Source organism: Hahella chejuensis KCTC 2396, assembly GCF_000012985.1.
GTDB classification, from domain to species: domain Bacteria; phylum Pseudomonadota; class Gammaproteobacteria; order Pseudomonadales; family Oleiphilaceae; genus Hahella; species Hahella chejuensis.
In genome coordinates, this window is sequence record NC_007645.1 from 7,063,758 (window position 1) to 7,089,009 (window position 25,252).

Annotated in this window: 21 protein-coding genes; 14 read left to right on the forward strand and 7 right to left on the reverse strand. The window is 55.1% G+C overall.

Going from position 1 to position 25,252, the window contains the following annotated elements:
• Nucleotides 1-48: 48 nt before the first annotated feature.
• Nucleotides 49-1,548 carry a trypsin-like serine protease gene (locus HCH_RS35085; RefSeq protein ID WP_041599054.1) on the forward strand — a complete coding sequence of 500 codons (1,500 nt, stop codon included), beginning with the start codon at nt 49-51 and terminating at the stop codon, nt 1,546-1,548.
• Between the two features lie 360 nt (nt 1,549-1,908).
• Complete coding sequence (locus tag HCH_RS31365; RefSeq protein ID WP_011400617.1) at nt 1,909-3,156, forward strand: OmpP1/FadL family transporter; 1,248 nt, start codon at nt 1,909-1,911, stop codon at nt 3,154-3,156.
• A gap of 54 nt (nt 3,157-3,210) precedes the next feature.
• Here HCH_RS31365 and HCH_RS31370 read toward each other — a convergent pair whose 3' ends face one another.
• The 5 genes from HCH_RS31370 to HCH_RS31390 all read right to left on the reverse strand — a co-directional run bounded on the left by HCH_RS31370 (nt 3,211) and on the right by HCH_RS31390 (nt 8,747).
• Complete coding sequence (locus HCH_RS31370; RefSeq protein WP_011400618.1) at nt 3,211-3,723, reverse strand: M23 family metallopeptidase; 513 nt, start codon at nt 3,721-3,723, stop codon at nt 3,211-3,213.
• Nucleotides 3,724-3,891: 168 nt separating this feature from the next.
• Entirely contained in the window at nt 3,892-5,871 is a 1,980-nt protein-coding gene (locus tag HCH_RS31375) for an alpha/beta hydrolase family protein (RefSeq protein WP_011400619.1), read from the reverse strand.
• Between the two features lie 603 nt (nt 5,872-6,474).
• The gene (locus tag HCH_RS31380; protein ID WP_011400621.1) at nt 6,475-6,945 is read right to left on the reverse strand and encodes a DUF2269 family protein; all 471 of its coding nucleotides are present in this window, start codon (nt 6,943-6,945) and stop codon (nt 6,475-6,477) included.
• Between the two features lie 15 nt (nt 6,946-6,960).
• On the reverse strand, nt 6,961-8,271 hold the full coding sequence (locus HCH_RS31385) for an NAD(P)H-binding protein (RefSeq protein WP_011400622.1): 1,311 nt from the start codon (nt 8,269-8,271) through the stop codon (nt 6,961-6,963).
• Nucleotides 8,268-8,747 (reverse strand): TetR/AcrR family transcriptional regulator, encoded by a 480-nt coding sequence (locus tag HCH_RS31390; RefSeq protein ID WP_011400623.1) that lies wholly within the window; start codon nt 8,745-8,747, stop codon nt 8,268-8,270. The genes HCH_RS31385 and HCH_RS31390 overlap by 4 nt, the downstream gene beginning before the upstream one ends.
• Nucleotides 8,748-8,844: 97 nt before the next feature.
• Between HCH_RS31390 and trpB the strand changes: the two genes are divergently transcribed.
• Together trpB and trpA are read left to right on the forward strand one after the other, a co-directional pair.
• Nucleotides 8,845-10,125, forward strand: a complete 1,281-nt coding sequence (gene trpB, locus HCH_RS31395; RefSeq protein WP_011400624.1) for a tryptophan synthase subunit beta — start codon at nt 8,845-8,847, stop codon at nt 10,123-10,125.
• The gene (gene trpA, locus HCH_RS31400) at nt 10,115-10,894 is read left to right on the forward strand and encodes a tryptophan synthase subunit alpha (RefSeq protein ID WP_011400625.1); all 780 of its coding nucleotides are present in this window, start codon (nt 10,115-10,117) and stop codon (nt 10,892-10,894) included. The genes trpB and trpA overlap by 11 nt, the downstream gene beginning before the upstream one ends.
• Nucleotides 10,895-10,906: 12 nt before the next feature.
• On the opposite strand, the gene HCH_RS31405 is transcribed toward trpA, so the two are convergent.
• Nucleotides 10,907-11,359: a YaiI/YqxD family protein gene (locus HCH_RS31405; protein ID WP_011400626.1), complete on the reverse strand. Its 453-nt coding sequence runs from the start codon at nt 11,357-11,359 to the stop codon at nt 10,907-10,909.
• Nucleotides 11,360-11,531: 172 nt separating this feature from the next.
• Here HCH_RS31405 and HCH_RS31410 point away from each other — a divergent pair, with 172 nt between their 5' ends.
• From HCH_RS31410 to glpK, 4 genes are all read left to right on the forward strand, one after another.
• Nucleotides 11,532-12,335 carry a flagellin gene (locus tag HCH_RS31410; RefSeq protein ID WP_011400627.1) on the forward strand — a complete coding sequence of 268 codons (804 nt, stop codon included), beginning with the start codon at nt 11,532-11,534 and terminating at the stop codon, nt 12,333-12,335.
• Nucleotides 12,336-12,436: 101 nt separating this feature from the next.
• Nucleotides 12,437-13,213, forward strand: a complete 777-nt coding sequence (locus tag HCH_RS31415) for a DeoR/GlpR family transcriptional regulator (protein WP_011400628.1) — start codon at nt 12,437-12,439, stop codon at nt 13,211-13,213.
• Nucleotides 13,214-13,592: 379 nt separating this feature from the next.
• Nucleotides 13,593-15,122 (forward strand): glycerol-3-phosphate dehydrogenase, encoded by a 1,530-nt coding sequence (gene glpD / locus HCH_RS31420; RefSeq protein WP_011400629.1) that lies wholly within the window; start codon nt 13,593-13,595, stop codon nt 15,120-15,122.
• Between the two features lie 153 nt (nt 15,123-15,275).
• The gene (gene glpK / locus HCH_RS31425; RefSeq protein WP_041599055.1) at nt 15,276-16,781 is read left to right on the forward strand and encodes a glycerol kinase GlpK; all 1,506 of its coding nucleotides are present in this window, start codon (nt 15,276-15,278) and stop codon (nt 16,779-16,781) included.
• 65 nt (nt 16,782-16,846) lie between these two features.
• On the opposite strand, the gene HCH_RS31430 is transcribed toward glpK, so the two are convergent.
• Nucleotides 16,847-18,793, reverse strand: coding sequence for a sigma-54-dependent Fis family transcriptional regulator (locus HCH_RS31430; RefSeq protein ID WP_011400631.1), 1,947 nt, complete (start codon nt 18,791-18,793; stop codon nt 16,847-16,849).
• 357 nt (nt 18,794-19,150) lie between these two features.
• Here HCH_RS31430 and HCH_RS31435 point away from each other — a divergent pair, with 357 nt between their 5' ends.
• From HCH_RS31435 to HCH_RS31460, 6 genes are all read left to right on the forward strand, one after another.
• Entirely contained in the window at nt 19,151-20,239 is a 1,089-nt protein-coding gene (locus tag HCH_RS31435) for an ABC transporter ATP-binding protein (protein WP_011400632.1), read from the forward strand.
• A 3-nt stretch (nt 20,240-20,242) separates the two neighbouring features.
• Entirely contained in the window at nt 20,243-21,340 is a 1,098-nt protein-coding gene (locus tag HCH_RS31440; protein WP_011400633.1) for an ABC transporter ATP-binding protein, read from the forward strand.
• On the forward strand, nt 21,337-22,206 hold the full coding sequence (locus HCH_RS31445) for a carbohydrate ABC transporter permease (RefSeq protein ID WP_011400634.1): 870 nt from the start codon (nt 21,337-21,339) through the stop codon (nt 22,204-22,206). The genes HCH_RS31440 and HCH_RS31445 overlap by 4 nt, the downstream gene beginning before the upstream one ends.
• A gap of 103 nt (nt 22,207-22,309) precedes the next feature.
• Nucleotides 22,310-23,110 carry a carbohydrate ABC transporter permease gene (locus HCH_RS31450; protein WP_041600129.1) on the forward strand — a complete coding sequence of 267 codons (801 nt, stop codon included), beginning with the start codon at nt 22,310-22,312 and terminating at the stop codon, nt 23,108-23,110.
• Between the two features lie 12 nt (nt 23,111-23,122).
• Nucleotides 23,123-23,395: a DUF2160 domain-containing protein gene (locus HCH_RS31455; RefSeq protein ID WP_041599056.1), complete on the forward strand. Its 273-nt coding sequence runs from the start codon at nt 23,123-23,125 to the stop codon at nt 23,393-23,395.
• 74 nt (nt 23,396-23,469) lie between these two features.
• On the forward strand, nt 23,470-25,230 hold the full coding sequence (locus tag HCH_RS31460) for an ABC transporter substrate-binding protein (RefSeq protein ID WP_011400638.1): 1,761 nt from the start codon (nt 23,470-23,472) through the stop codon (nt 25,228-25,230).
• The last annotated feature ends 22 nt before the right edge of the window (nt 25,231-25,252 follow it).

Consider the following 25,252-nt stretch of genomic DNA (forward strand, 5'->3'; position numbering starts at 1 on the left):
AAGAAAAAGCTCTCTCTAATAAAACAATCTCATGCAATGGAACCAACAATGAAACTGTGCAAAAAACCCCTGCTTATAGGGATGATGACCGGACTGACGTTCACCGCCGCCAATGTCTACGCCAACGGTCCCGACAATATTGATACCTACCGCAGCATCACTGCGAAAATCGTGGGCGGAGAAGAAGCGTCTGAAGGCGAATTCCCGTTCATGGTGTACCTGCAGTACAACGGTGGCCAGTGGTGCGGCGCTTCCGTGGTCAGCGACTATTATGTGCTCACCGCCGCGCACTGTACTTCCGGACGCTCCGCCAGCAGCTTCAAGGCGGTTGTAGGTCTACATCGTCAAAACGATATGAGCGACGCCCAGGTCATTCAGGTGACGGAAGTCATCAACCACCCGGGCTACAACTCCAACACCATGCAAAACGATATTGCGTTGTTGAAAGTCGCTCAGAAAATCGACGAAAAATACACCCGCATCACTCTGGGCGGATCTAACGATATCTATGACGGCCTCACGACCACAGTCATCGGCTGGGGGGATACGTCCGAAGGCGGCAACTCTCCCAACGCGCTGCAAAAAGTAGACGTGCCAGTCGTGTCTCTGGATGAATGCCGCAGCGCTTACGGCAGCAGCAACATCCACAACCATAACGTCTGCGCCGGCCTCAAGCAGGGCGGTAAAGATTCATGTCAGGGCGACTCCGGCGGCCCATTGTTCATCAACCAGGCGGGGGAGTTCCGTCAATTGGGCGTGGTGAGCTGGGGCGACGGCTGCGCGCGGCCTAACAAGTACGGCGTCTATACAGCGGTGCCCAGCTTCACCAGCTGGATCAATTCCCATACCGGCGGAGATGATGGTGGAGACGACGGCGGGGATGATGGCGGCGACAACGGCGACGCCACCAGCCTGAGCAACGGCAAAGCCCTGACCGATCTGAGCGGGGCCGCCGGCAGCTCGAAATACTATGTGCTGGATGTTCCCGCTGGCGCCAGCGGCCTTTCCTTCAAGATTGCAGGCGGCTCCGGCGACGCCGACCTGTACGTGAAGGCGGGCGAGAAGCCGACTTCTTCCAGCTATGACTGCCGCCCCTATAAAAACGGCAACACCGAGTCCTGCGCGGACCTTCCCGTGAAGCCTGGCAAGTACTACGTCATGCTGCAGGGTTACAGCGCTTACAGCGGCCTGAGCCTGACCGGTTCTTACAGCGGCGGCGATGATGGCGGTGACAACGGCGACGGCAGCGAAGGCAACGGCGTTGAAAGCGGTCTGAGCGGCGGTTCTGGCGAGTGGCTGCATTTCAGCGACGTTATTCCAGAAGGCGTATCCACACTGACCGTTAAGATTTCCGGCGGCAGCGGCGACGCAGACCTGTACGTGCGTCAGGGCAGACAGCCCAGCGGCAGCCGGTTCCAGTGTCGTCCTTATAAAGACGGCAACAACGAGTCCTGCGTCATTCCTAACCCTTCAGCCGGCGAGTGGTTTATGAGCCTGCGCGGCTATAGCGCTTTCAGTGGCGTCACTCTGGAGTGGACGTCTCAGTAAGTCCTTTCAGGCGGCGCGAAAGCGCCGCCCTCTCCCCCATCTCCTCACTGAATTCCTCGCTTTCTCCTGCTTTCACCACACGCAAGTTTGTGGAGTGATGAACGCCTCCGCCCCCTAAACATCACGTTTTTGGTAGTTCAAAAGGCGTAGTTAATAAAAATTAACAAAATTAATGTTTTAGCGAAATCCAGCAACCACGCGCCCTCTCAGGCAGGGCGCCTAAAAATCGAACAATCACAGTAATTTACGCCAATTGGCGGAAGCGGGCCTCACGCCTACCCTGTATCCTCTCTTTTCAAGAGACGGGTATTTAGCCCGTTACACGACACCGTAAAAAATCTAAAAAAAGCGTGGAAATTGATGAAGCACTTTCAAGATAAAGTAGTAAGATCTCTAGTGACTGGCGCAGCGCTGGCGCTGAGTAATTCCGCCCTGGCGGCAGGTTTCCAACTTGTGGAGCACAGCGCGTCAGGAATGGGCCGGGCCTACGCCGGCGAAGCCGCAATCGCCGATGACGCCAGCGTGCTGGCGGCCAACCCGGCTGCGATGTCGCTGATCGATAAAAGCACGTTCAGCGGCGCATTGAGTTTTATAGACCCTAACGTCGAGGTTGACGGCACTCGCAACATAGGTCCTTTGCCCAATCTGGATGCGGGTAAAGACAGCGCCGCCCCAAGCGCGCTGGTTCCCGCTGTTTATTATGTACACCCCTTAAATGATCAGGTAACCGTCGGCATTGGCGCATTTTCCAACTTTGGTCTGGAAACTGACTACGGCAATGACTACGGCGCAAGCGACATCGCCAACAAAACCAGCATTACAACCGTCAATATCAATCCCAGCATCGCTTATAAGTTAAGCGACCAGTTCAGCGTGGGCTTTGGTATCAACTATGTAAAGGCGGAAGCAGAGCTTTTATCCACAATGCCTGATGGCACTGGCCCTCTGGCCAGAGCCAAGAATGTCGATCTTTCCGGCGACGGCGATACCTGGGGCTGGAATGCAGGCGTACTTTGGAACCTAAGCCAGGACACCCGCTTGGGCCTGTCCTACCGCTCCAAGCTATCCATTAAGCTGGAAGGCGATATCAAGTCGGACACCGTGGCCGCATTTAACGACAGCGGTTCATTAACGGTAGATCTGCCGGACATTACCGAGCTGTCTCTGTTCCAACGTATAAACGATCAGCTTGCCGTACACGCCAGCGTCACTTACATGGGCTGGGAAAACTTCGACAATCTGGAAGTTAAACTGAACAGCGGTCTTGATCAGGTGCTGAAAGAGGAAAACTGGGACGATTCCATCCGTTACGCGATTGGCGCAACCTATAATGTCGACGATAACCTGACTTTGAGAGCAGGTCTGGCGCTGGACGAAACGCCTGTTGCGGAAGAAAACCGCAGCCTGAGCATCCCTGACGCGGACCGTATGTGGTACAGCATTGGCGCCACCTATAAAGTTAACGCCAACATCAGTGTCGATGCAGGTTATACCCATTTGAACGGCGACAAGGTTTACCTGTCTGAAGAGTCTACTTTGGGTAGATTCAACGGCTCCTCCGAAGGCGACGCCAATCTGTACTCCGTACAGTTGAACTGGGTAATGTAATCCCCTCAAAGCGCCTGCCTCCCAGGCGCTTTATTTCTTTCGGGCTCGACAGCCTCACTTCACGCCCAATACTTCGTTGGGATCGAGAAAGAACATTTTCTTCCAGCCTTGCGTAGCGTCATCCGCCCGCCATGGGTAAGGCAGCAATGTCACGGCTGAGTAATGCAAATGAGGCGGCTTGCCTTTGGCGTTGCCAGTGTCTCCCACGGTTCCTAGCGGCGTTCCCGTTCGCACCAGATAGCCTGGATATACCGAATGATCCTTAAGATGCGCGAAGTAATGTATGCGCCACTTTGGCCCCAGCACCGCCACCACTTTTCCGCCCAAACCGAGCTCGCCGCGAAACACCACGACGCCATAAGTAGGAGACACAACCGGCGTTCCCGCATCAGCGAAGATATCTATTCCTTTGTGCACCCCGGACTTCCCCCAGGGTTCATACCAAAATGTATTGGCGTTCCAGTCTTTGCTGGTCGCTCCCTGCACCGGTATGGTCGGAGACTCCGGCGCCACCGTCCATACGATGATTATTCCCAGTAAAATAAGCAGCGCACGTTTCTTTTTCACAAGTCTGTCCCAGCTCTATTTCGATCGTCGCACTGGCGATAAGTCAGTCCGCGATAAGAAGATTAAAGCGCCGACCTTACAAAGTACTCAGACTCTGCGCAACCGGAGATGAAGAACAGGCGGGTTAACGCCGCCAGAATGCGGCGGCGTCAAAACAAAAAAAAGAGTCTAATGGTTCATGCCGTCTTCCGCCTTACCAAGGAGCAGGGTAACGCCGGCGTCTCTGACCTGCAGCCCTTCGATTGTGATCAGGCCGTTAGGGTCGGCTTTCGCCAGCCCGCTCTGGTAGATCTCGGAGGGGTTTTCCGGGTTGGTCGCTTTATATAGATAAACGCCTTTCGGCTCCACGACGAAACTCTGTAGACCACGCAAGCTGACATCCGCCGTCACAACATCTGAGGACGCATGGGCTCTGCCCATCTGCAGGCACTCCCTTTCCGGGTTGAAGCGTACGCACTTACGCAGACTACGCAGCTTTAGCGTCATGCGAAAACGCACTGGCGTGTCGATAACCGTATGCATGTCCCATGTCAGATAGCCGTTGAGGACACCCACTGCATCGCCGTCCATTGGCGAGCCGGCGCCGGGATCATCCGCGCCTTGTACATTGGTGAACACCGGATAACTTTGATTTTTGCGGTAAGCGTAAATCGTGGAGAAATCGATCATGGGGTCCCACTCGCCGCCCACTGGCGTATGGGCTTTACCGCCCTTAACGCGCTGGTCCCAAAAGAAATAACCCAACTGCTTATTGGCTTCCATGGTGTGGTAGAACTCCGGTTTTTCATCCCAGCTGACGACATTGTCGTTCTTACCGTTGATGACATACATAATCGGTAAGTCAGCCCGGGCGTGATCCACCAGGTAACTCAGGTTCAGGCGGTCATAGATCCATACGCCTTCTGTGTCTACAAACACCGTACTGGACGGTATATCGCCCCATAAATGATCTCCGTAGCAGCGCTCAGTTTCGCCTATATCCCATTGATCGCTCTGTTCGCTATAAGACGCGGCGAAGTTGAATTTAGGCGCGCTGGCCATAACCGCCGCGAAGATTTCCGGCGACGCCACCGCAGTGAATAGTGCGCCGATGCCGCCCATGGAATAGCCCCCGGCATATACCCGATTGGGATCAATGACCGGTTTCAACTCCTCACCCTCCTTGATCAGCCGTCCCTTCAACCAGCTGATGATATGCAGCACCCGTTGTCGGCTGTAATCGCGGATAATCACTTGTCCGTTGCTATTACGGGGCAGCTCTTTGGCGCTGCAATTACGAATGCCCAGACGATCCGGATAGCCATACCAGAAGTCATTCACAAACTCCACCGGCCCTCTTTCACAGGAAGGTTGGGTTGCGTCTCCGCCGCAGGCGTCGAGCAGATTGGTGTTGAAGTTTTCCGGGTAGTAAACGATCTCGTCTTCGGCGGGGTTGTCGAAAGCGCCGGGTTTCACCTCAAACTCAGGCGTCTTGGCCGGGTCTGCGCGTCGTGGATGAAAGCCGACAAACAAGGGTTGGTCTGGCTTGCTGAGATCGCCCTCTATGCCAAAAGTGAACGGATAACTGGGCGTGTTGGAGAAGGCTTTCTGCACGGCGGTGTCATAATGCGCGCCCCAATGAGTGAAATAGTGCACGCCGCCTGCATTCTCCTGCAGAAAAGGGACGGTTTTCGCGACTCTTTCATTGCTGACCTCGCAGCCGAAAGCGACCTCCTCTACGGATTCAAGTCGCTGACCGCCCCGGTTGGGGAACACGGCGTAATAGGCAGTGGCGGTATACTGCCTGATGGTATGCGCATACAGACCTTCGCCTTTGGTCATCGGAAAGAACGGCGTCAGAAACGGCCGTCCCGATCTTCGTTTATTCAGCCCAGAGCCGAATTCAGCGTCGCCGAGCAGCTCCGCATCACCCACCAATACGGTCTGTGAAGCCTCATTCACCTGAAAAGGCTGCGTTCCCCGATATATCTGGTAGCGTACAGTGGGGTCGTTAATTTCATTCCATTTGAGAAAAGTCTGGCCATCGCCATAGGAACAGACTAGGTCTGCGGCGAACGCCGGTGCGGATATCATGGCGGTGATAAAAAAAACGCTGACGACTTTCCTCAAAGCCAGACAAGCGCCTGGCTTCTCCTGATCCATGTTCATAAATCATTCCCTTCTTGTTGTGATGTGACATCATCGGTAAGGCGCGCCGGAGTTATCCAACCGCCTGCAAAGGGAACGTAAACCGCAGACTGCGAACATCTAACCTGGACCGGGTCGTCGCATCCATTACTGCGTTAACAACTCATTCGTCACTGCTCAGTGGGCGATCACAATAATGCGCACGCATCCCACAAGGAGAGATTTCCTTTCTCCCCGGTCTCCGGGCCGTCGCCGTTCGCGTCCCCATCTGACCGACATCATGTTTCATTAACCAGGCAGACAAATAGCCTCCTTCTATTTGTCTGCAACGACAGGACCTGCACATGTCAGGTCCTGTCTCCCGCGGCTAAGCGCCGCGCAGGCGCATCCATGCGCCTCACTATTAACAAGAAGCTGACTGCTGGAACCGTTCCTTCACGCCATCCTCAACTATTGGAAGATGTCCCCAGCCTCATCGCAATTGTAACGGGGTAAAACGATAATTCCACTCTTTTCAAAAGCTTAGCAAAGATCAGACCGATGTTTAGGCGCTCCGTATTATTTACCCAGGCGGATGGCCGCAATAGCGCCTTTCTTATTACGTCCCAACCCGCAAACGCCTTGTCACCAGCCTTGTTTGGTCACCATCAGATAGAAAATTCCAATAACGGCGAAAAACGCCGGCCAGCCCAGCGCATACCAGATCCGCATGTAGGCGCGATGGGGGTAATTGAAGCCTGTTCCTTCCCGTAGCGCCGTTTCCGCCCCACGGGCCACCTGTATCTGCAGCCAGACCACTGGCAGCCAGCACAGTCCCACCAGGATGAACAACGCCAGGCTCATCCATATCCAGGGCGTGCTGTAGGGAATGTTGAGCCAATGCAGCATCAGGAAGCCAGTCAGCGGCTGGATAATCACCGCCGGGGTGGTGAACAGCCAGTCCGCCAGCACCACGTTGCGAGCCACTACGGCGATAACCCGCACATCACCGCTACAATCCGCCCGCCACATGTAAAACGCCGTTCCCAGTCCCGTACCAAACAGCAAGGTGGAGGAAAGGATGTGAATCAGTTTGACCAGGGGATACCACTCCATACGACAACGCCTCTCTTAACGCAGCTTTTCCACAACCAGAAACAGGCCCAACAAACACAGCAATGGCAGGTTCTTCAGCAGTCCGCCCAAAGGCTCCAGCCACAACGCCGGCGCCAACGCACCTAAAGTCAGCGTATATCCCAACACGCACAGGAGCATCCATTGTCCAACCAGCGCCATATGGCGGCGACTCAACAAGAGCGCTCCGAGAACGATATCCAGTATGCTGGTGAACCACACCATGGGCCGCCAAAGAGTCTCAGGCAGACTTATCGCCTTCAGAACAGGCTCGAACGCCTCAGGTCGCGCAGCGAATCCGGCGACGCCAGACAACAGCCACACTACAACCAGCGTGAGCCAGACGGGCTCGCGCAACAGGTAAAGTCGGGCGTGCCAGCGGTCTTGTACAAAGCTGGCGGAAGTTTGTAAATACCCCTTCACTGAGCGCGGCGCATAGTCAAATTTCTCACAAGCCTGCTCATAAGCGCCCGGCTCAGCATAGCTTCCCCGCTTCAGCATGCCCCATACCGTATCATTAAGAGGGCCCGCTCCCAGCCGCTGCCCTATCCAGGCCACCAGGCCGATTAACGATATGGGAACAGCAACCAGTTTCGCAGCGGGAAACTTCAACCATCGCCGCATCAGCGTGAGATATTCCCGCAATGTGATGACTTCCGGCCCCACGGTATAAGCCACGCCACTGGAGCGCGCCAAGCTTTGCGCATCATCCGTCCGCGTGGCTGCTTGCGCTACGACGCTCGCCAAATCCTCCAGCAGAATCGGTTGGATCTTCTGATCGCCGGAACCGGGGATGAACAGCAGGTAAGGCAAAGCCGCCAGGGCCCGTAGCAAAGAAGTGCCGCCATAAGAGCCTCTTTCTGACAACACTACCGAAGGACGCAGCACCACTGCGGTGGGCAGTGCCCGCATGAGGTAATCGTCAAACTTGTGTTTGGACGTGATAAAACCGCCGTCCTGCTCCGTCCCCAACGCCGAAATCTGCACAAAACGCTCAACGCCGTTCTGCAGGCAGGCTTCCACCAATGCTTTCGGCGCCTGAAAATGCACCAGATCAAAGTCGCCTTTACGCGACTCCCGCAAAATGCCGGCGCAATTAATCACAGCATCGACGCCGCGCAGCATAGGGGACCAATCTTCCATGCGGGTGAGGTGTTGCAGATCCGCCTGAATGAAGGTGACGGAATCTGAGACGGGGATATTCGCTCGCCGTCTCGCCACCGCCACCACCTGACAGCCCTGTTCCAACAGCTTCTCCAGAACGACGCTGGCGATAAACCCGCCTGCGCCAGTCAGCAGTATTTTCATGAGCCTTCTCCTCCGTGACTGAGTCTTGTCCACAGCTCATGGCTGACTCTGGCCTGTAACAAAGCAATGTCATCTGCAGATAACTGATGATTTTTCCCGTATTTATCTACAATTTCTCGCCATTTAGCATCATATTCTTGCCAGAACCGCTGCGCGGTCGTCTCAAAACGCCAGCCCTCACCGATAATCAAACGATACATAGCGACACTCTCGCCACGCCACCACTCTCGCTTTAACTCCCGCCACAGGGCCGCCTCATCATTGCATTCCGGCATGATCGGGCGTTGCGCAACGAGCCAAGCGTCGATAACGGCGTCAATTAGCTGGGATTTGTCGGGAAAATGGTTGTATACCGTCGGCTTCGATACTTTGCAGGCATTGACCACCATATCAATCGATGTCCCCTTGAAGCCCTGCTCCAGAAAAATCCCTGTCGCCGTCTCAATAATAAAATCTCGCTTCGATGCTCTTGCCATGCTCAGAATTTCGCTTTATTTTAACTAAACAGTTTAGTTTAAATTGAACTGCTCTCATTATGCCTCATGGGCTCGAATAATACAGGAGAAAATCGCCATGATCCGCAGCAACAACGGTATGTTCGGCAGCTTTGGCGGCCGTTACGCCCCGGAAATACTGACGCCAGCTCTAATAGAGCTGGAACGCCTATTTTTCAGTTTGCGCGACGATCCTGACTTCTGGCGAGAATATCAGACCCTGGCGCAGCAATTCAGCGGCAGACCCACTCCTCTCACACCCTGCGAGCGTCTGTCCCGGGAAATTGGCGGCGCGCAGATCTGGTTGAAACGGGAAGACCTCAACCACTCCGGCGCCCACAAAGTGAATAACGTACTGGGACAAGGTTTGCTGGTGCGCCGCATGGGCAAACGCAGAGTGATCGCCGAAACCGGCGCCGGACAGCATGGACTCGCCACTGCGATCATGGCTGCCCGTTTGGGCCTTGAGTGTCGTATTTACATGGGCGAGGACGACATTGAGCGTCAGTACGGCAATGTGTTCTGGATGCGCCGCCTGGGCGCGGAAGTCATTCCCGTCGCCACCGGCGCACGCACTTTGAAAGAAGCCATGGACGAGGCGTTGCGCGATTGGGCCGCCAGTTTTGAAGACACCCACTACGTGCTCGGCACCGCCTGCGGACCTGCGCCTTTCCCGGAGCTGGTAGCTTATTTCCAGAGCATTATCGGCAAGGAGTTACAGCAACAGGCGCTGTCTCAAATCGGTCGTAATCCGGACAGCGTCGTGGCCTGTGTCGGCGGCGGCAGCAACGCCCTGGGCGCATTCGCGCCCTTTATTGAGCGGCACGATGTCGAATTGGTAGGCGTGGAAGCCGGCGGACGCAGTCGCGAGGAGGGTCAGCACTCTATTCGCCTGCAAGAAGGAACCGGCGAAGACGGCATCGCCCAAGGCTTCAAAACGCTGTTTTTACAGGACGCCGACGGACAGCTTGGACACACGCACAGCGTGGCGGCGGGACTGGATTACGTCGGCGTATCGCCAATCCTGGCCGACCTCACCCAACGCGGGCGATTAACGCCAGATTCCGCAACCGACGAGGAAGCATTGGCGGCGTTTGAAACGTTATTGCGATATGAGGGCATCATCCCGGCGCTGGAATCCTCCCACGCACTGGCGGGCGGGTTCCGCCGCGCAGCGCAAATGTCCCCGCAGCAGCATATGGTGATAAACCTGAGCGGACGCGGCGACAAGGACATTTTCAACGTGGCCCGCGCCTTCCCTCATCCAGATTGGTCCGCCTTCCTGCAACGCGAGTTGGCGCGTCAGCCTGACTTCACAACGCAAACAACTCAAGGGGAGAGCGCCACCGATGTTGCCTGAAAGAAAACCAGAAGAGCTGTTAGTGATGTCCCACGCGGTGGTGGGCTACCCCTCTCTTGAGGCCAACCTGCCGGCGATTGATGCATTGGTCGTCGCCGGGGTGAAAATGATCGAACTGCAAATTCCGTTCAGCGACCCGGTGGCGGACGGCCCGACACTGGCTCACGCCTGCCATGTCGCCCTCAAGAATGGAGGCGGCGTTAAACAGGCGCTGGCGTTAGCGGCGCAAGTGTCACGACGTCACCCACAGGTGAGCTTTCTGTTAATGAGCTACCTCAACCCTCTCTACCGTTACGGTCTTGATCGCTTATTCACCGATGCGGCCGAAGCTGGCGTGAAAGGGCTGATCATACCGGACCTGCCTGTGGAAGCGCTGGAGCCGCATTTACCCCTGCTGGATAAGCTTGGGCTAGCGCCAATCATGATGGTGACGCCCGTTACCCCCCCGGAACGTCTGCAACGCATTAGCAACGCCGCGCGGGGCATGCTCTACGTGGTTGCCCGCACCGGCGTCACCGGCTCCCAAACCCGCTGGGACGCTGAGTTCGATGAATATATTGCGCGACTCAGAGGCTATACCACTCTGCCTCTCGCAGTTGGCTTTGGTGTGCGTAGCGCTGAGGATTTGCGTCAACTGAGAGGACGGGTAGAAGTAGCGGCGGTCTGTTCCCGTTACATCGAGTGGCAAGGCGAACTCGGGGGAGAGGCTGCCGCTGAGCGTATGGCGGAATTATGCGAAGCGGCGGGCGCCATTCCAGCGATGGCGTAACCCGGCGCTATCTCAGGATTTGCTCGTTTTCGCCAGAAAGCGATCCAGTTGATTGGCGAACTCCATGCGGTCGCCGTGGTTGAACGCTGCGGGACCGCCAGTGTGTTCGCCGCTGCTGCGCATGGTTTCCATGAAGTCGCGCATCATCAGACGCTGACGAATATTTTCCTTGCTGTAAAACTCGCCCCTGGGATTCAACGCATGGGCGCCTTTGTCTATAACCTCCGCCGCCAGGGGAATATCGGCTGTGATCACCAACTCGCCGGGTTCAACATTCTGCACAATATGGTTATCCGCCACGTCAAATCCCGGCGCTACCTGCAAACTGCGGATATATTGCGACGGCGGCGTCTTAAGAGGCTGATTAGCCACCAGAATCAAGGGCGTTTTCACCCTTTCCGCCGCCCGGAACAGGATCTCTTTGATGACGTTCGGGCATGCATCGGCGTCTACCCATATACGCATGGTTATTTCTCTTCAGTAAAACGTTAAAACACAGAGTCTAAGCGATGACGCCCGGAAACGGAAAAGAAAGCTGCGCGCGGATGGAGACGGCGCTTCTGGTGATATAAGAGTATCGCACATGATCATTTATTGATCTAAAATGGCCTGAGGCTATGGATTATAGGGGTACTTCATGGCGGTCACTATTAATGGTCCGGCGCTCCCTTCGCCGAACGATGCGCAAATTCAGCGGAGCTTCGCCCGCATCAGTTCCGGTTCGCGTATTAACAGCGCGGCGGACGACCCCGCCGGTCTGTCTATCGCCACCCGCATCAGCAGTCGCATCAACGGCTTCTCCACCGCTATTCGCAACGCTGGCGACGGCATTTCCCTCTCCCAGACAGCTCAAGGTTCATTAGGCCAGGTTACCGAAAATCTGCAGCGCATCCGCCAACTCGCCCTTCAAGCCAGCAACGGGATTTACAACGACAGCGACCGCGCCGCCTTGCAACGGGAAGCCGCGCAAATTCTGGAAAGCACCCGACAATTGATGAAGCAGTCCAGCTTTAACGGCGTCAATCTGTTCGATTCGAGTGAAGAACACCGCTTTCAGGCTGGCGCTGAGGGCGGGGAACAGATCGTTCTGGAAGGCCGTAATCTGGTGCAGGAGTTGAGCGACTTCGGTTTGGACAGCCTGGATATTTCCAGCCAGCAGGGCGCAATCAGCGCAGTATCCGTCATTGACGACAGTCTACAGGCGACCGTCGATCGAGCAGCGCAATTCGGCGCTTTGTCCAACCGTTTCGAAGCCGGCATACGCGAACTGGAAACCGCACGCCTTAACGCCACAGAAGCGCGCAGCCGCATCGCCGATACGGATATCGCTGCGGAAAGCGCCAATCTGGCGACGCAAAAAATACTCACGCAAGCCCAGATCGCCATTCGCGCCCAAGCCAACGCGCAGGCGAGATTTGTCCTTAACCTCTTGTCCGGATAGGAAATCCCGCCCTTTCGAGGGACGTATTATTACTGGTTTCACCTTGGGTAATTTTCTACTAACATTTCGTTTTATCATTTGCGCACGAAAATAAAACGAACATGTCCGCTGACAAGCCTTTAAATGCGCGGCAAACCGCGATTCTCAAGCTCATCGAAAAGAACGGCGTCGCCACCATAGACGAACTGGTGGAGGCCTTCGACGTCACGCCACAAACGCTGCGACGGGACCTCAACCTGCTGGCGGATTACAACCTGATCCAACGCTTTCACGGCGGCGCCACCTCCATCACGTCCACGGAAAACCTGTCCTATCAGGACCGCCAAATCCGCAATCTGGAAGAAAAGGAAGCCATCGCCCGTGAAATTGCGCTGCATGTGCCTGATCACAGCAGCATGTTCATCAATATCGGCACCACCACCGAAACCATCGCCAGAGCCCTGATGAACCACAAGGGCTTGCAGGTAGTGACCAACAATCTGCATGTCGCCAGTATGATGAGTCAAAAAGAAGACTTTCGCGTGATCGTCACTTCCGGCGAGGTTCGCGCGCGGGACGGCGGCATTGTGGGCGAAGCCACCATGGACTTCGTACAACAGTTTCGTCTGGACTTCGGCATTATCGGCATCAGCGCCATTGACGAAGACGGCGCATTGCTGGATTACGACTACCGCGAAGTTCGCGTCGCCCAGGCGATCATTCAACAAAGCCGTCATGTGTTTCTGGCGGCGGACCATTCCAAGTTCGGTCGCAGAGCCATGGTGCGCCTTGGCAGCATCACCCAGGCCAACATGTTCTTCACCGATCAACGTCCCAGTGAAGAAATAGAAACCATGATGAAGAACCACGACGTGCGCCTGCATATCTGTACGCCCTAAGCAGCAGCTTATTCTGGGAACGGGCCAGGGAACGCCCGCTCGCCGTCACTGCTTTTACCTCTCACAGACCCATCTTCGTTTTTTTTCTTTTCTCTCCTCATCGCGTCTATTCCGCCGCTACAGGGCAATTAATCTACTTCCGACTATCGACCTGACGTTTTGTTTTTTCTTCCTCGAAGCAATTCGTAGTCTGTTTTTCAGGCCACCGCTAACTTGCTGAATTTAATAATTTATTTTCATTTCACTTCATAGCGGCGCTCTAAAAAGTAGAAAATATTTAGAAACCGTCACAAAATAATTCGTAAATTTTCCTTTTATTTTCTTTTTTCTTTCGTTTAAACTTTAGTCAATTTTTAACCGCATGGAAAGGTTCCGAATAATGAATGAGAAAATTTACGATCTTCTCGTGATCGGCGGAGGCATCAATGGCGTCGGCGTCGCCGTAGACGCCCAGGGCCGCGGATTGCAAACCGCCTTAGTGGAAATGCGCGATCTCGCATGGGCCACCTCTTCCGCCAGCAGTAAATTGATTCACGGCGGCCTGCGTTATCTCGAGCATTATGAATTCAGATTGGTGAAAGAAGCGCTGAACGAGCGCGAAACGGTTTATCGCAAGGCCCCCCATATCGTGAAGCCCATGCGTTTCCGTCTTCCTCATCGCCCTCATCTGCGTCCCGCCTGGATGATCCGGGTCGGACTTTTTCTGTATGACATGTTAGGCAAACGCGACATCCTTCCAGGCAGTAAATTCATTCGTTTTAATCAACCCGGCGCCGCCTTGAAGCAGGAAATCACCAAAGGCTTCGAATACTCCGACTGCTGGGTGGACGACGCGCGTCTGGTGGTGCTGAACGCGATGCAATTCCGTTCACTGGGCGGAGATGTTTTCGTGCAGACCAAGTGTGTGGGCGTATCCCAGGAAAAAGGCTTGTGGCATGTTCAATTGCGCAACGAAGTCACTGGCGAAGAACACACCATGAAAGCCAAAGGGCTGGTCAACGCCGCCGGCCCCTGGGTTAAGACACTGCTGACCAAAGAAATGCATCGCAGCAGTCCACGCGGCATTCGCCTGATCAAAGGCAGCCATATGGTGGTTCCAAAGCTGCACGATGAAGATGAAGCCTACATTCTGCAGAACGAAGACGGGCGCATCGTGTTCGTGATTCCTTATCTGGATGAGTTTTCCATTGTCGGCACCACAGATGTGGAGCACAAAGACGCGCCGGAAACTGTCGCCATTTCAAACGAAGAAATAGATTACCTTTGCGATGTAGTGAATGCTCACTTCAAGAAACAAATTTCCCCGGCCGACGTCGTGTGGACCTATGCGGGCGTACGTCCCCTGTGCGACGATGAGTCCGATTCCGCCCAGGCGATCACTCGCGATTACACCGTCGAGCTGGAAACCGAAGGCGAACTGCCGCTGCTCTCCATTTTCGGCGGTAAGCTGACCACGTATCGAAAACTGGCGGAATCAGCGCTGAGAACTCTCAAGCCGTTTTACCCACAAATGGGCGCGCCCTGGACTGCAGACAGCGTACTGCCTGGCGGCGACTTACCCGGCACTGTGGTTAATTACAGCCAGGGGCTGCAGAATCGCTATCCGTTCCTGACCGCCCGCACCGCAAAACGCTTCGCCACAACTTACGGCAGTCGCTGCGAATTGTTCCTGAAAGACGCGCAATCGGAAGCGGATATGGGTCAAAAGTTCGGGGAAGGCTTTTTCCAAAAAGAGGTGGACTATCTGCTAGAGTATGAGTTTGCGATGAACGCTGACGATATCCTGTGGCGCCGTACCAAAATGGGTCTGTTCCTCAATGAAGATCAACAGGCCGCCCTGGCGGAATACCTCGCGGGTAAGCACCCTCGGGCCGCTGAGCCTTATCAGCCCATGCAAGCGAGCGCATGAGCGGGAGGACAAAACAGAGCGGATAAACGGAACTGACGGAAAGTAACGCAAGCGACCGAAAGGGTATTGAACAATAATAAGCAGACCGTGGCGGCCGGATGTTAGTTTCCAGACTGGCTTGCGTCGCCGTGGCCAAACATGAGAACGACGACTGTGAGCAAGTATATATTAGCAATCGATCAAGGCACGACAAGCAGCCGCGCCATTCTGTTTACCCGTGAAGGCCTGCCCGCATTCAGCGTGCAACAAGAGTTCGCCCAGCATTTTCCCAATGATGGCTGGGTTGAACACAATCCCCATGATTTATGGGACACCGTCAAACGCGTTTGTAGCGCCGTTATGAAAGAGGCCGGCATCTCCGGCCGAGACATCACCTGCATCGGCATCACCAACCAGCGGGAAACCACCGTGGTGTGGGACCGTCATACCGGCGAACCTATCTATAACGCCATTGTCTGGCAGGACCGCCGCACTTCCGCTTTCTGCGCCGAGCTGTATGAAAACGGCCGCGAGCCCATGGTGCGTGAAAAAACCGGCCTGTTGCTCGATCCTTATTTCTCCGGCACCAAGATTCGCTGGATTCTCGACAATGTGGACGGCGCGCGAGAAAAGGCCGAGCGCGGCGATCTTCTGTTTGGCACTGTCGACAGTTTCCTTATCTGGAAGATGACGGGGGGAGCTGTACACGCCACCGACGCCACCAATGCTTCCCGGACGCTTCTTTTCAATATTCACAGCCAGCAATGGGATGAAGAGCTGTTGGATATGCTCAACGTGCCCAGCAGTATGCTGCCGGTTGTGAAAGACAGTTCCGACGATTTCGGCGTGACCGAGCACCGCTTCCTGGGATCGGAAGTCCCCATCACTGGCGTCGCTGGCGACCAGCAGGCGGCCCTGTTCGGACAAGCGTGCTTCACGCCGGGCATGTGCAAAAGCACTTACGGCACCGGTTGTTTCATGATCATGAACACCGGCGATACCCCTCTGGAGTCCAACAATAAGTTGCTCACTACGGTTGGTTATCGGCTTAATGGCAAACCCACCTACGCCATTGAAGGCAGCATTTTCATGGCCGGCGCCACCATGCAATGGCTACGCGATGGCATCAGTCTGTTGAAAAGCGCCGGAGAAAGTTTGGGACATGCGGAGCAAGTCGGCCCTGACCACTCGGTGTATCTGGTTCCCGCCTTTACCGGTTTGGGAGCGCCCTATTGGGAGCCCAACGCCCGCGGCGCTATCGTCGGCCTGACCCGGGATACCGGCATTGCCGAGATCGTCACCGCAGGACTTCAGTCCGTCGCCTATCAGACCCGCGATCTCCTGGAGGCCATGAAGTCGGATGGCGTGGAAAGCCTGGCTGCATTGCGCGTAGATGGAGGCATGGTCGTCAATGATTGGGCCATGCAGTTCCTCGCGGATATCTTGGACGTACGCGTGGATCGCCCCTTCGTCACCGAGACGACCGCTTTGGGCGCAGCATTTCTGGCGGGCCTGAAAGCTGGCGTTTATTCGTCACTGGAAGAAGTGCAGGAACTCTGGCAATGCGAGAAGACGTTCCCGCCGAGCATGGAAGAAGCCGTGGCGGACAGGCTCTACAAAGGCTGGCTCAACTCCGTGGAAGGCGTGCGCAATATGGCCAAGGCCGCGCACAAAAAATAATTCCTTCATCAGGAGCTGCTGACGCTTTTGCCAGCAGCTCCTCATCATCCGCTGAGCGCCAAAGCCTAGCGGATATATTTATACACTGTGTTGCGACTAACGCCCGCCGCCTTGGCGGTCTGGCTGACGTTGCCGCCGTATTCTCTATATAACCTTACGATTTTCGCTTCCAGCTCCTCTTTCGGATTACGCAGTATGGGGCCGTCGTTGTGATGGTCGACATAGTCCATTCCCTCGCTCAACCCATCGCCATTGTGCTCCGCCAAGCCCAACCCATTGAGATCATCATAAAAATCATCTGGAATGTGCCAGTCTTCTATAGGATCGCCATCAGCCATGGCCAGCGCCACGCTAAGGATGCTTATTAACTGGCGCACATTGCCGGGCCAGGGATGATCCACCAGCATATTGAGCACGTCCAGGCTCAAGGGATGGTAGGTTTCCCCTGCGCTGCGAGTCAGTCTGCCGTGCACGTATTCAATCAGTTTGGCTTTGTCGGCGCGCTCCCGTAAAGGCGGCAACTCAAGATTAAGCCCGGAAATACGATAGTACAGATCTTCGCGAAACGCGCCCCGTTTGACTTCCTCTTTCAGCACCCGGTTGGTGGCGGAAATCAACTTGATATCCACAGGGAAAGTTTCCGTAGAGCCCAATGGCGTTACGCAGCGTTCCTGCAGCACCCGCAACAGGCGCGCTTGCACTTTGAGGGGCATTTCACCGATTTCGTCCAGAAACAACGTGCCTCGATGCGCTTTACGGATCAGGCCAATGGAGCCCTTGTTGCTGGCGCCGGTGAATGCGCCTTTTTCGTAGCCGAACAACTCTGATTCCACCAACTCCGCCGGAATAGCTGCGCAGTTTACCGCCACCAGCGGAAACGCCTTGCGAGAGCTGTGGTAGTGCAGTGAGCGAACGAAAATCTCTTTGCCGCTGCCAGTCTCGCCGTGAATCAGAATAGGAATATCTTTCTCCATGATGCGGTTGGCCTGTTTCGCCATGCGCGCCACCCGCTCGTCGCCGTGCTCCAGTTCATGGAAGGGAATCACGTCATCCGGCAGTTCTTCCTCCACTATTACCGGCGCAGGCTTTTCTTTCTTGCGGTAATCCGGGGCGATAATCGCCGCCTGGGGGGGACGTTTGATCATCAGGTGCATGCGGTATTTGCCCAACGCGGAAACCTCCATCGGCATTCCCTCTGGATGATGCCGCAGTTCCCTCAGCTTGCAATTGAAGATGTCTTCGATATTGGCCAGCGCCAGATCATGCGCCAACATGACTTCCGCGCGACGATTGGCGGAAATGATGCGTCCTTCCACATCGATCACCACCAATCCCGACCAGGGGCTTTCCAGCGCCGCGATATTCGTATTGAAAGTGATCAACAGGTGTTCACGCTGGAAGGCATTGTGGATCAATCGATTCTCCACGCTCAGGGTCATCAGTTTGACCATACCCAGCGTGTGGTCCTGAGGCAGGTATGCGTCAGAGGAAATATCCAGAACGCCGACCATTTCTTTCTGTGTGTTGAATATCGGAGCGGCGGAGCCGACCATAAAACGATTGGCGCGCAGAAAATGTTCGTCCCGCCCCACTTGTACGGCTGCGCCAGTGGCTATCGCCGTGCCTATGGCGTTAGTTCCCGCCCCCATTTCCGTCCAGCGATTGCCCACCACCAGGCCATGGGCGCACTCCAATGGCGTGAAGCGTTGTTCGCCCCAGGTGTTCAAAACATGGCCGCGACGATCCGCCAGCACAATTAAACAGTTGGAGTTGGACAGAATATGGTCGTAGTAAGGCAACACCTCTTTCTGTGTGGTGTTCACCAACAACTGATGTTCTTCCAACAGCGCTGAGACGCCCCCTCTTCCCAGCACGCCATATTGAGGAACGCTGTTATGAGTCAGCCCGTACTCCTTGCAACGGCGCCAGGAATCTTCGATCAATTCCTTATGACTGCGCGTCGTTCCCTCAGCGGCGAAGACCGATGCTTTTTTATTTTCATCTGAGTCCATAGGACCCTCGTCTCTCTGTATGGTGAGCTCGCATGAGTGTTCAAATCGGTGTTCAGGACAGTGTTCAACTGTTCACAAAACAGCCAACCTGTTCAAACATTGTTGTTAAGTGTGAACAGTTGTCAACACTTTTCGAAATGGAAAATTGTTGTTCAAGCGTTACCCTTTCTTCTCAGTGGCGACGTTCGCCTGTGCAACGCATTGTTATATATATCTAATTTTATCAAACAGCGACAAACGACCGATTTGCAAAAAAGTTGGCCCGATGTTTGTATATATACCTACTCGAAAAAAACAAATTGTTCAAAAGAACATTTACGAACATATTCAAACAAGAACAAAGGTGGGATTAGCAAGATGTCCCTTGAGCTTAGAAATGTCAGTCGTATTGTTGACGGCGAGACCTGGATTAACGATGTGAACCTCACATTGAAGCCCGGCTCCTTCAACGTACTCCTAGGCCGCACCCTCGCCGGTAAAACCACCCTCATGCGTTTGATGGCGGGGTTGGATAAACCCAGCAGCGGCAAAATCCTCATGAACGGCGTAGACGTTACCGGCGTGCCGGTAAAAGATCGCAATATCTCCATGGTCTACCAGCAGTTCATCAACTATCCCAACCTGACCGTCTTTGAAAACATTGCGTCTCCTTTACGCCTCGCCAATATGAGCGAAGCCAAGATCAAGGAGCGGGTGCGCGAGACGGCGTCGATGCTGCACATTGAGCCCTACCTGGACCGGCTGCCTCTGGCGCTCTCCGGCGGTCAGCAGCAACGCACGGCGATGGCCCGCGCACTGGTCAAGGACGCCACCATGGTTCTGTTCGACGAACCTTTGGTGAACCTGGACTATAAGCTGCGTGAAGAGCTGCGTCAGGAGTTACGGGAGCTGTTCAAAGAACGCAACACCATCGCTATTTACGCCACGACAGAGCCCAACGAAGCCCTGGCTCTGGGCGGCACGACGACGGTTATTCATGAAGGGCGTGTTCTCCAACACGGTCCGACCGCAGAAGTTTACCACCGTCCGCAGGATATTCTCACTGCCGAAATGTTCAGCGAGCCGCCTATCAACGTGGTGGAAGGCCTGGTTACCGACGAAGAAGTCACCTTCGACGAAACCGTACACTTTCCGCTGAACCAGGATTTGCGCGCACTGAAACCAGGGCGCTACAAATTCGGCGTCCGGGCGTCTCACATCGGCCTGGTGCCGCAGAATGACGACGATCTGGAGCTGTCCGTCAACGTCGATCTGGCGGAAATCAGCGGTTCCGAGACCTTCCTGCACGTTCGCAACGATCATATGAGTCTGGTGATGCACCTGTCCGGCGTACACGCCTACGACGTGGATGAAAGCATCAATATCTATTTCCCTACTCATAAACTGTATGCGTTCGATATGAGTGGACATCTGGTGCAAGCGCCGGTAAGACGCGTTGGAGTTTAAGCCATGGCAGAAATCAGACTATCTCAGCTGGCGCACTCCTATGCGCCAGCGCCCCAAAGCGATGAAGACTACGCCATCCGCAGGATGGACCACATCTGGGAACAGGGAGGCGCTTTCGCCCTGCTAGGCCCATCCGGCTGCGGCAAGAGCACCTTGTTGAACATCATTTCCGGACTGCTGGCGCCTTCTGATGGAGACGTGCTGTTCGACGGCAAACGCGTGAATACGCTGCCGCCGGAAGCCCGCAACATCGCCCAGGTTTTCCAGTTTCCGGTAATCTACGACACCATGACTGTGTTCGATAACCTGGCGTTTCCTCTGCGCAACGTGAAAACGCCGGAACACAAAGTCAAAAGCAAAGTTCATGAAATTGCTTCCATTCTGGATCTGACCCCGCTGCTGGACAAAAAAGCCAAGGGGTTGACCGCGGACGAAAAGCAGAAAGTCTCCATGGGCCGCGGCCTGGTGCGGGACGATGTTTCCGCCATCCTGTTCGACGAGCCGCTGACGGTTATTGACCCGCATCTGAAGTGGAAACTGCGCCGCAAGCTGAAACAGATCCATGAGCAGTTCAATATCACCATGGTTTACGTCACCCACGACCAGCTGGAGGCGTCCACATTCGCCGACAAAATCGCGGTGATGTATGAAGGCCAGATCGTGCAGTTCGGCACGCCCCGCGACCTGTTCGAAGCGCCAAACCACACCTTTGTCGGCTTTTTTATAGGGAGCCCGGGCATGAATCTGGTCAGCGTTGAGCTGACGGAACACGGCGCCACGTTCGGCGGCGTGGAGCTGCCCCTGCGGCCCAAGCTGCTGGAGCGTCTGAAACAGGTCCGCAGCAGCAATATCAAGCTCGGCATCCGCCCCGAATTCGTTCACGTCTGGGATGAAGCCAACGACGAGGCCATGCAGGTCAACGTCAGGTTTGTGGAAGATCTGGGCACCTACAAAATCATGACCTTCTACCTCGGCGGCGTGGAAATGAAAGCGCGCCTGCAGGAAGACCAGAAAGTGCCGCAAGGCGTCGCTTTCATCAGCTTCCCGGATCAATGGCTCAAGGTCTATGTGGATGAATTCCTGCTGGAGGGCGATCAATGAACAAGGTAGAAAACAATAAGGCCTGGTTCCTGGTATTACCGGTATTCCTGATTGTAGCTTTCTCCGCCATCATTCCTTTGATGACGGTGGTCAACTATTCCGTGCAGGATATTTTTGACCAGAACACGGCTTATTTCGTCGGCGTCGAATGGTTCAAACAAATGATGAACGACGCTCGTCTGCATGACGCGCTGGTGCGTCAGTTCCTGTTTTCCTTCGCTGTACTGTTGATTGAAATCCCACTGGGCGTGGGCGTAGCGCTGCTGATGCCGACTAAAGGCAAAGCCGCTTCTCTGAGCTTAATCCTGATCGCCCTGCCCCTGTTGATTCCCTGGAACGTGGTAGGCACCATCTGGCAGATCTTCGGTCGCGCCGATATCGGTCTGTTCGGCTGGGGCATTAACGCCATGGGTATCGACTATAACTACGCCGGCGACCCTGTGGACGCATGGTTGACGGTATTGCTGATGGATGTCTGGCACTGGACCCCGCTGGTGGCGCTGCTGTGCTACTCCGGTCTGCGCGCCATTCCCGAAGTGTATTATCAGGCGGCGCGCATCGACCGCGCCTCGCGCTGGGCGGTGTTCCGCTTCATTCAGTTGCCGAAGCTCACCAACGTACTGATTATCGGCGTGCTGTTGCGGTTCATGGATTCCTTCATGATTTACACCGAGCCGTTCGTATTGACCGGCGGCGGCCCCGGCAACGCCACCACCTTCCTGAGTCAGTCATTGACCAAGATGGCGGTAGGGCAGTTTGACCTGGGACCTGCAGCAGCCTTCTCCCTGATCTACTTCCTCATCATCCTGCTGGTTTGCTGGTTGTTCTACACCACCATCATGCACATCAGCCGCGACGACCGCTAATGAGGAGTTGGAAATGAGTCAACAAAACGTAAACCTGGCGGCCAATGTGGCCGCCGACACGGGCGCAAAGGACTCCGCCAAAGCAAGCAAAGGGGTAATGTCTATGTTCAGTCGCAGCAAATTCGGATTGGTGGCCTACATCGCCTTCGTGCTGCTGCCGATCTACTGGCTTCTCAATATGTCTCTCAAGACCAATGCGGAAATTCTGGGTGGTCTGAGCCTGTTTCCACAGGACATCACTTTTGACAACTACGTCAAAATCTTCACTGATCCAAGCTGGTACATGGGATACGTAAACTCCATTACCTATGTGTCCCTGAACATGATCATGAGCCTGTTGATCGCGCTGCCGGCGGCGTACGCCTTCAGCCGCTACAAGTTCATCGGCGACAAGCACATGTTCTTTTGGCTGCTTTCCAACCGGATGGCGCCGCCCGCCGTATTCCTGCTGCCTTTCTTCCAGCTGTATTCTTCTGTCGGCCTTTTCGACACCCACCTCGCCGTCGCATTGGCGCACTGTTTGTTCAACGTGCCGCTGGCGGTGTGGATTCTGGAAGGTTTCATGAGCGGCGTGCCTCGCGAAATCGACGAAACCGCCTATATTGATGGGTACAGTTTTCCGAAATTCTTCATCAAAATCTTCATCCCCATGATCCGTTCCGGCATTGGCGTCACAGCATTCTTCTGCTTCATGTTCTCATGGGTGGAGCTGCTTCTGGCGCGGACATTGACATCCGTGGACGCCAAACCCATCGCAGCCGTCATGACGCGGACCGTCTCCGCATCCGGCATCGACTGGGGCGTGCTCGCAGCCGCAGGCGTTCTCACTATTGTTCCTGGCGTATTGGTGATCTGGTTCGTTCGTAACCATGTCGCCAAAGGCTTTGCTCTGGGTCGTGTGTAAGGGGGGTTTTGTATGAACTGGATGGCGTGGACTGTACCAACGGCAAGTTTCTTTACCACTATCGTGCTCATTCTGATTGCGATGACGGTTTGGGAGCTGAAGTCACCAAGTATTGAACGTAGAGGTTTTCTGCCGCTTCTGACCACCCGTGGCGACCGTCTCTTTATCGGTTTGCTCGGCAGCGCCTATATCCACCTGGCCTTTGTGGGCTTCACCAGCATGGCGGTGTGGATAGCAACGATCATTTCCCTTCTTTGGATGGGAATTGTAATGAGGTGGGGGTAAACCGCCCCCTGCGTCATAGGGATTCAGATGGATTTTGCATGGAAGCCAACCAACTAACAATTAGAGAGGTAGACATGAAAAAAAATAATAAGGTTAAACTGCCCACCGGACCAATGAAGCTACGGCTGGCCAGCTTAGCTGCGGCAGTGGCGATGGTCTCAAGTAGTGCGAGCTGGGCGGACCAGTATAGTGACGCAGCGAAGAAATGGGTGGAGAGCGAATTCACCGCTTCAACGCTGTCGAAAGAAGAACAAATGAAAGAAATGGCGTGGTTCACCGAGGCGGCGAAGCGTTTCCGTGGTATGGAAATCAACGTGGCTTCCGAAACCATCACCACCCATGAGTACGAATCCAAAGTACTCGCCAAAGCCTTTTATGAAATCACCGGCATCAAGATTAACCACGACCTGATTCAGGAAGGCGACGTGGTCGAGAAGCTGCAGACTCAGATGCAGTCCGGCCGCAACATCTATGATGGTTACATCAACGATTCCGACTTGATCGGCACCCACTTCCGTTACGGAAAAGTTGTTCCCATCTCCGACATGATGGAAGGCGACGGCAAAGACCTGACCCTGCCGACACTGGACTTGCAGGACTTCATCGGCCTGTCCTTCACCACCGGGCCGGACGGCAAGATCTATCAGCTGCCGGACCAGCAGTTCGCGAACCTTTACTGGTTCCGCTATGACTGGTTCCAGCGCGACGACCTGAAGAAAAAGTTCAAGGAAATCTATGGCTATGAGCTGGGGGTTCCCAAGAACTGGTCGGCCTACGAGGACATCGCTGAGTTCTTCACCGACAAGGTCAAAAACATCGACGGTCAGCGCGTTTACGGCCACATGGATTACGGCAAGAAAGACCCCTCCCTGGGCTGGCGTTTCACTGACGCCTGGTTCTCCATGGCGGGCGCAGGCGATAAAGGTCTGCCAAACGGCGTACCCGTTGACGAATGGGGTATTCGCGTCGACGGTTGTCGCCCAGTGGGCTCCAGCGTAGAGCGCGGCGGCGCCACCAACGGCCCGGCGGCGGTATACGCCACCACCAAATACGTGGACTGGCTGCGTAAGTACGCGCCGCCTGAAGCACAGGGCATGACTTTCTCTGAAGCCGGCCCGGTTCCTGCGCAAGGCAACGTCGCACAACAGATCTTCTGGTACACCGCATTTACTGCGGACATGACCAAGCCTGGTCTGCCGGTAGTCAACGCGGACGGCACGCCGAAGTGGCGGATGGCGCCCTCTCCCAGAGGACCTTACTGGGAAGACGGCATGAAGCTGGGCTATCAGGACACCGGCTCCTGGACTTTCCTGAAGTCCACTCCGGATGACCGTCGTCTGGCGGCATGGTTGTATGCGCAGTTCACTGTAGCCAAAACCGTTTCTCTGAAGAAAACGCTGGTGGGTCTGACTCCTATCCGCGAGTCCGACATTCTGTCTGAAGACATGACGACTGTAGCGCCAAAACTGGGTGGTCTGATTGAGTTCTACCGCAGCCCGGCCCGTACTCAGTGGACGCCTACCGGCACCAACGTGCCTGACTATCCGAAGCTGGCGCAGTTGTGGTGGCAGTTTATCGCGGAGGCCGCCAATGGCGAGAAGACTCCGCAGCAAGCCTTGGACGGTTTGGCGGAAGCACAAGACCGTGTACTGCAGCGCCTCGAGCGCGCCAATGTACAGGGCGAGTGCGGTCCCAAGCTGAACGAGAAGAAGGACCCGAGCTACTGGCTGAGTCAGCCTGGTTCTCCGAAAGCCAAACTGGCTAATGAGAAACCCCAAGGCGAGACCGTCAGCTACGACGCTCTGATCAAGTCCTGGGAGGACGCACGCAAGTAATTGAAACCTGCCCTCAGCGTTT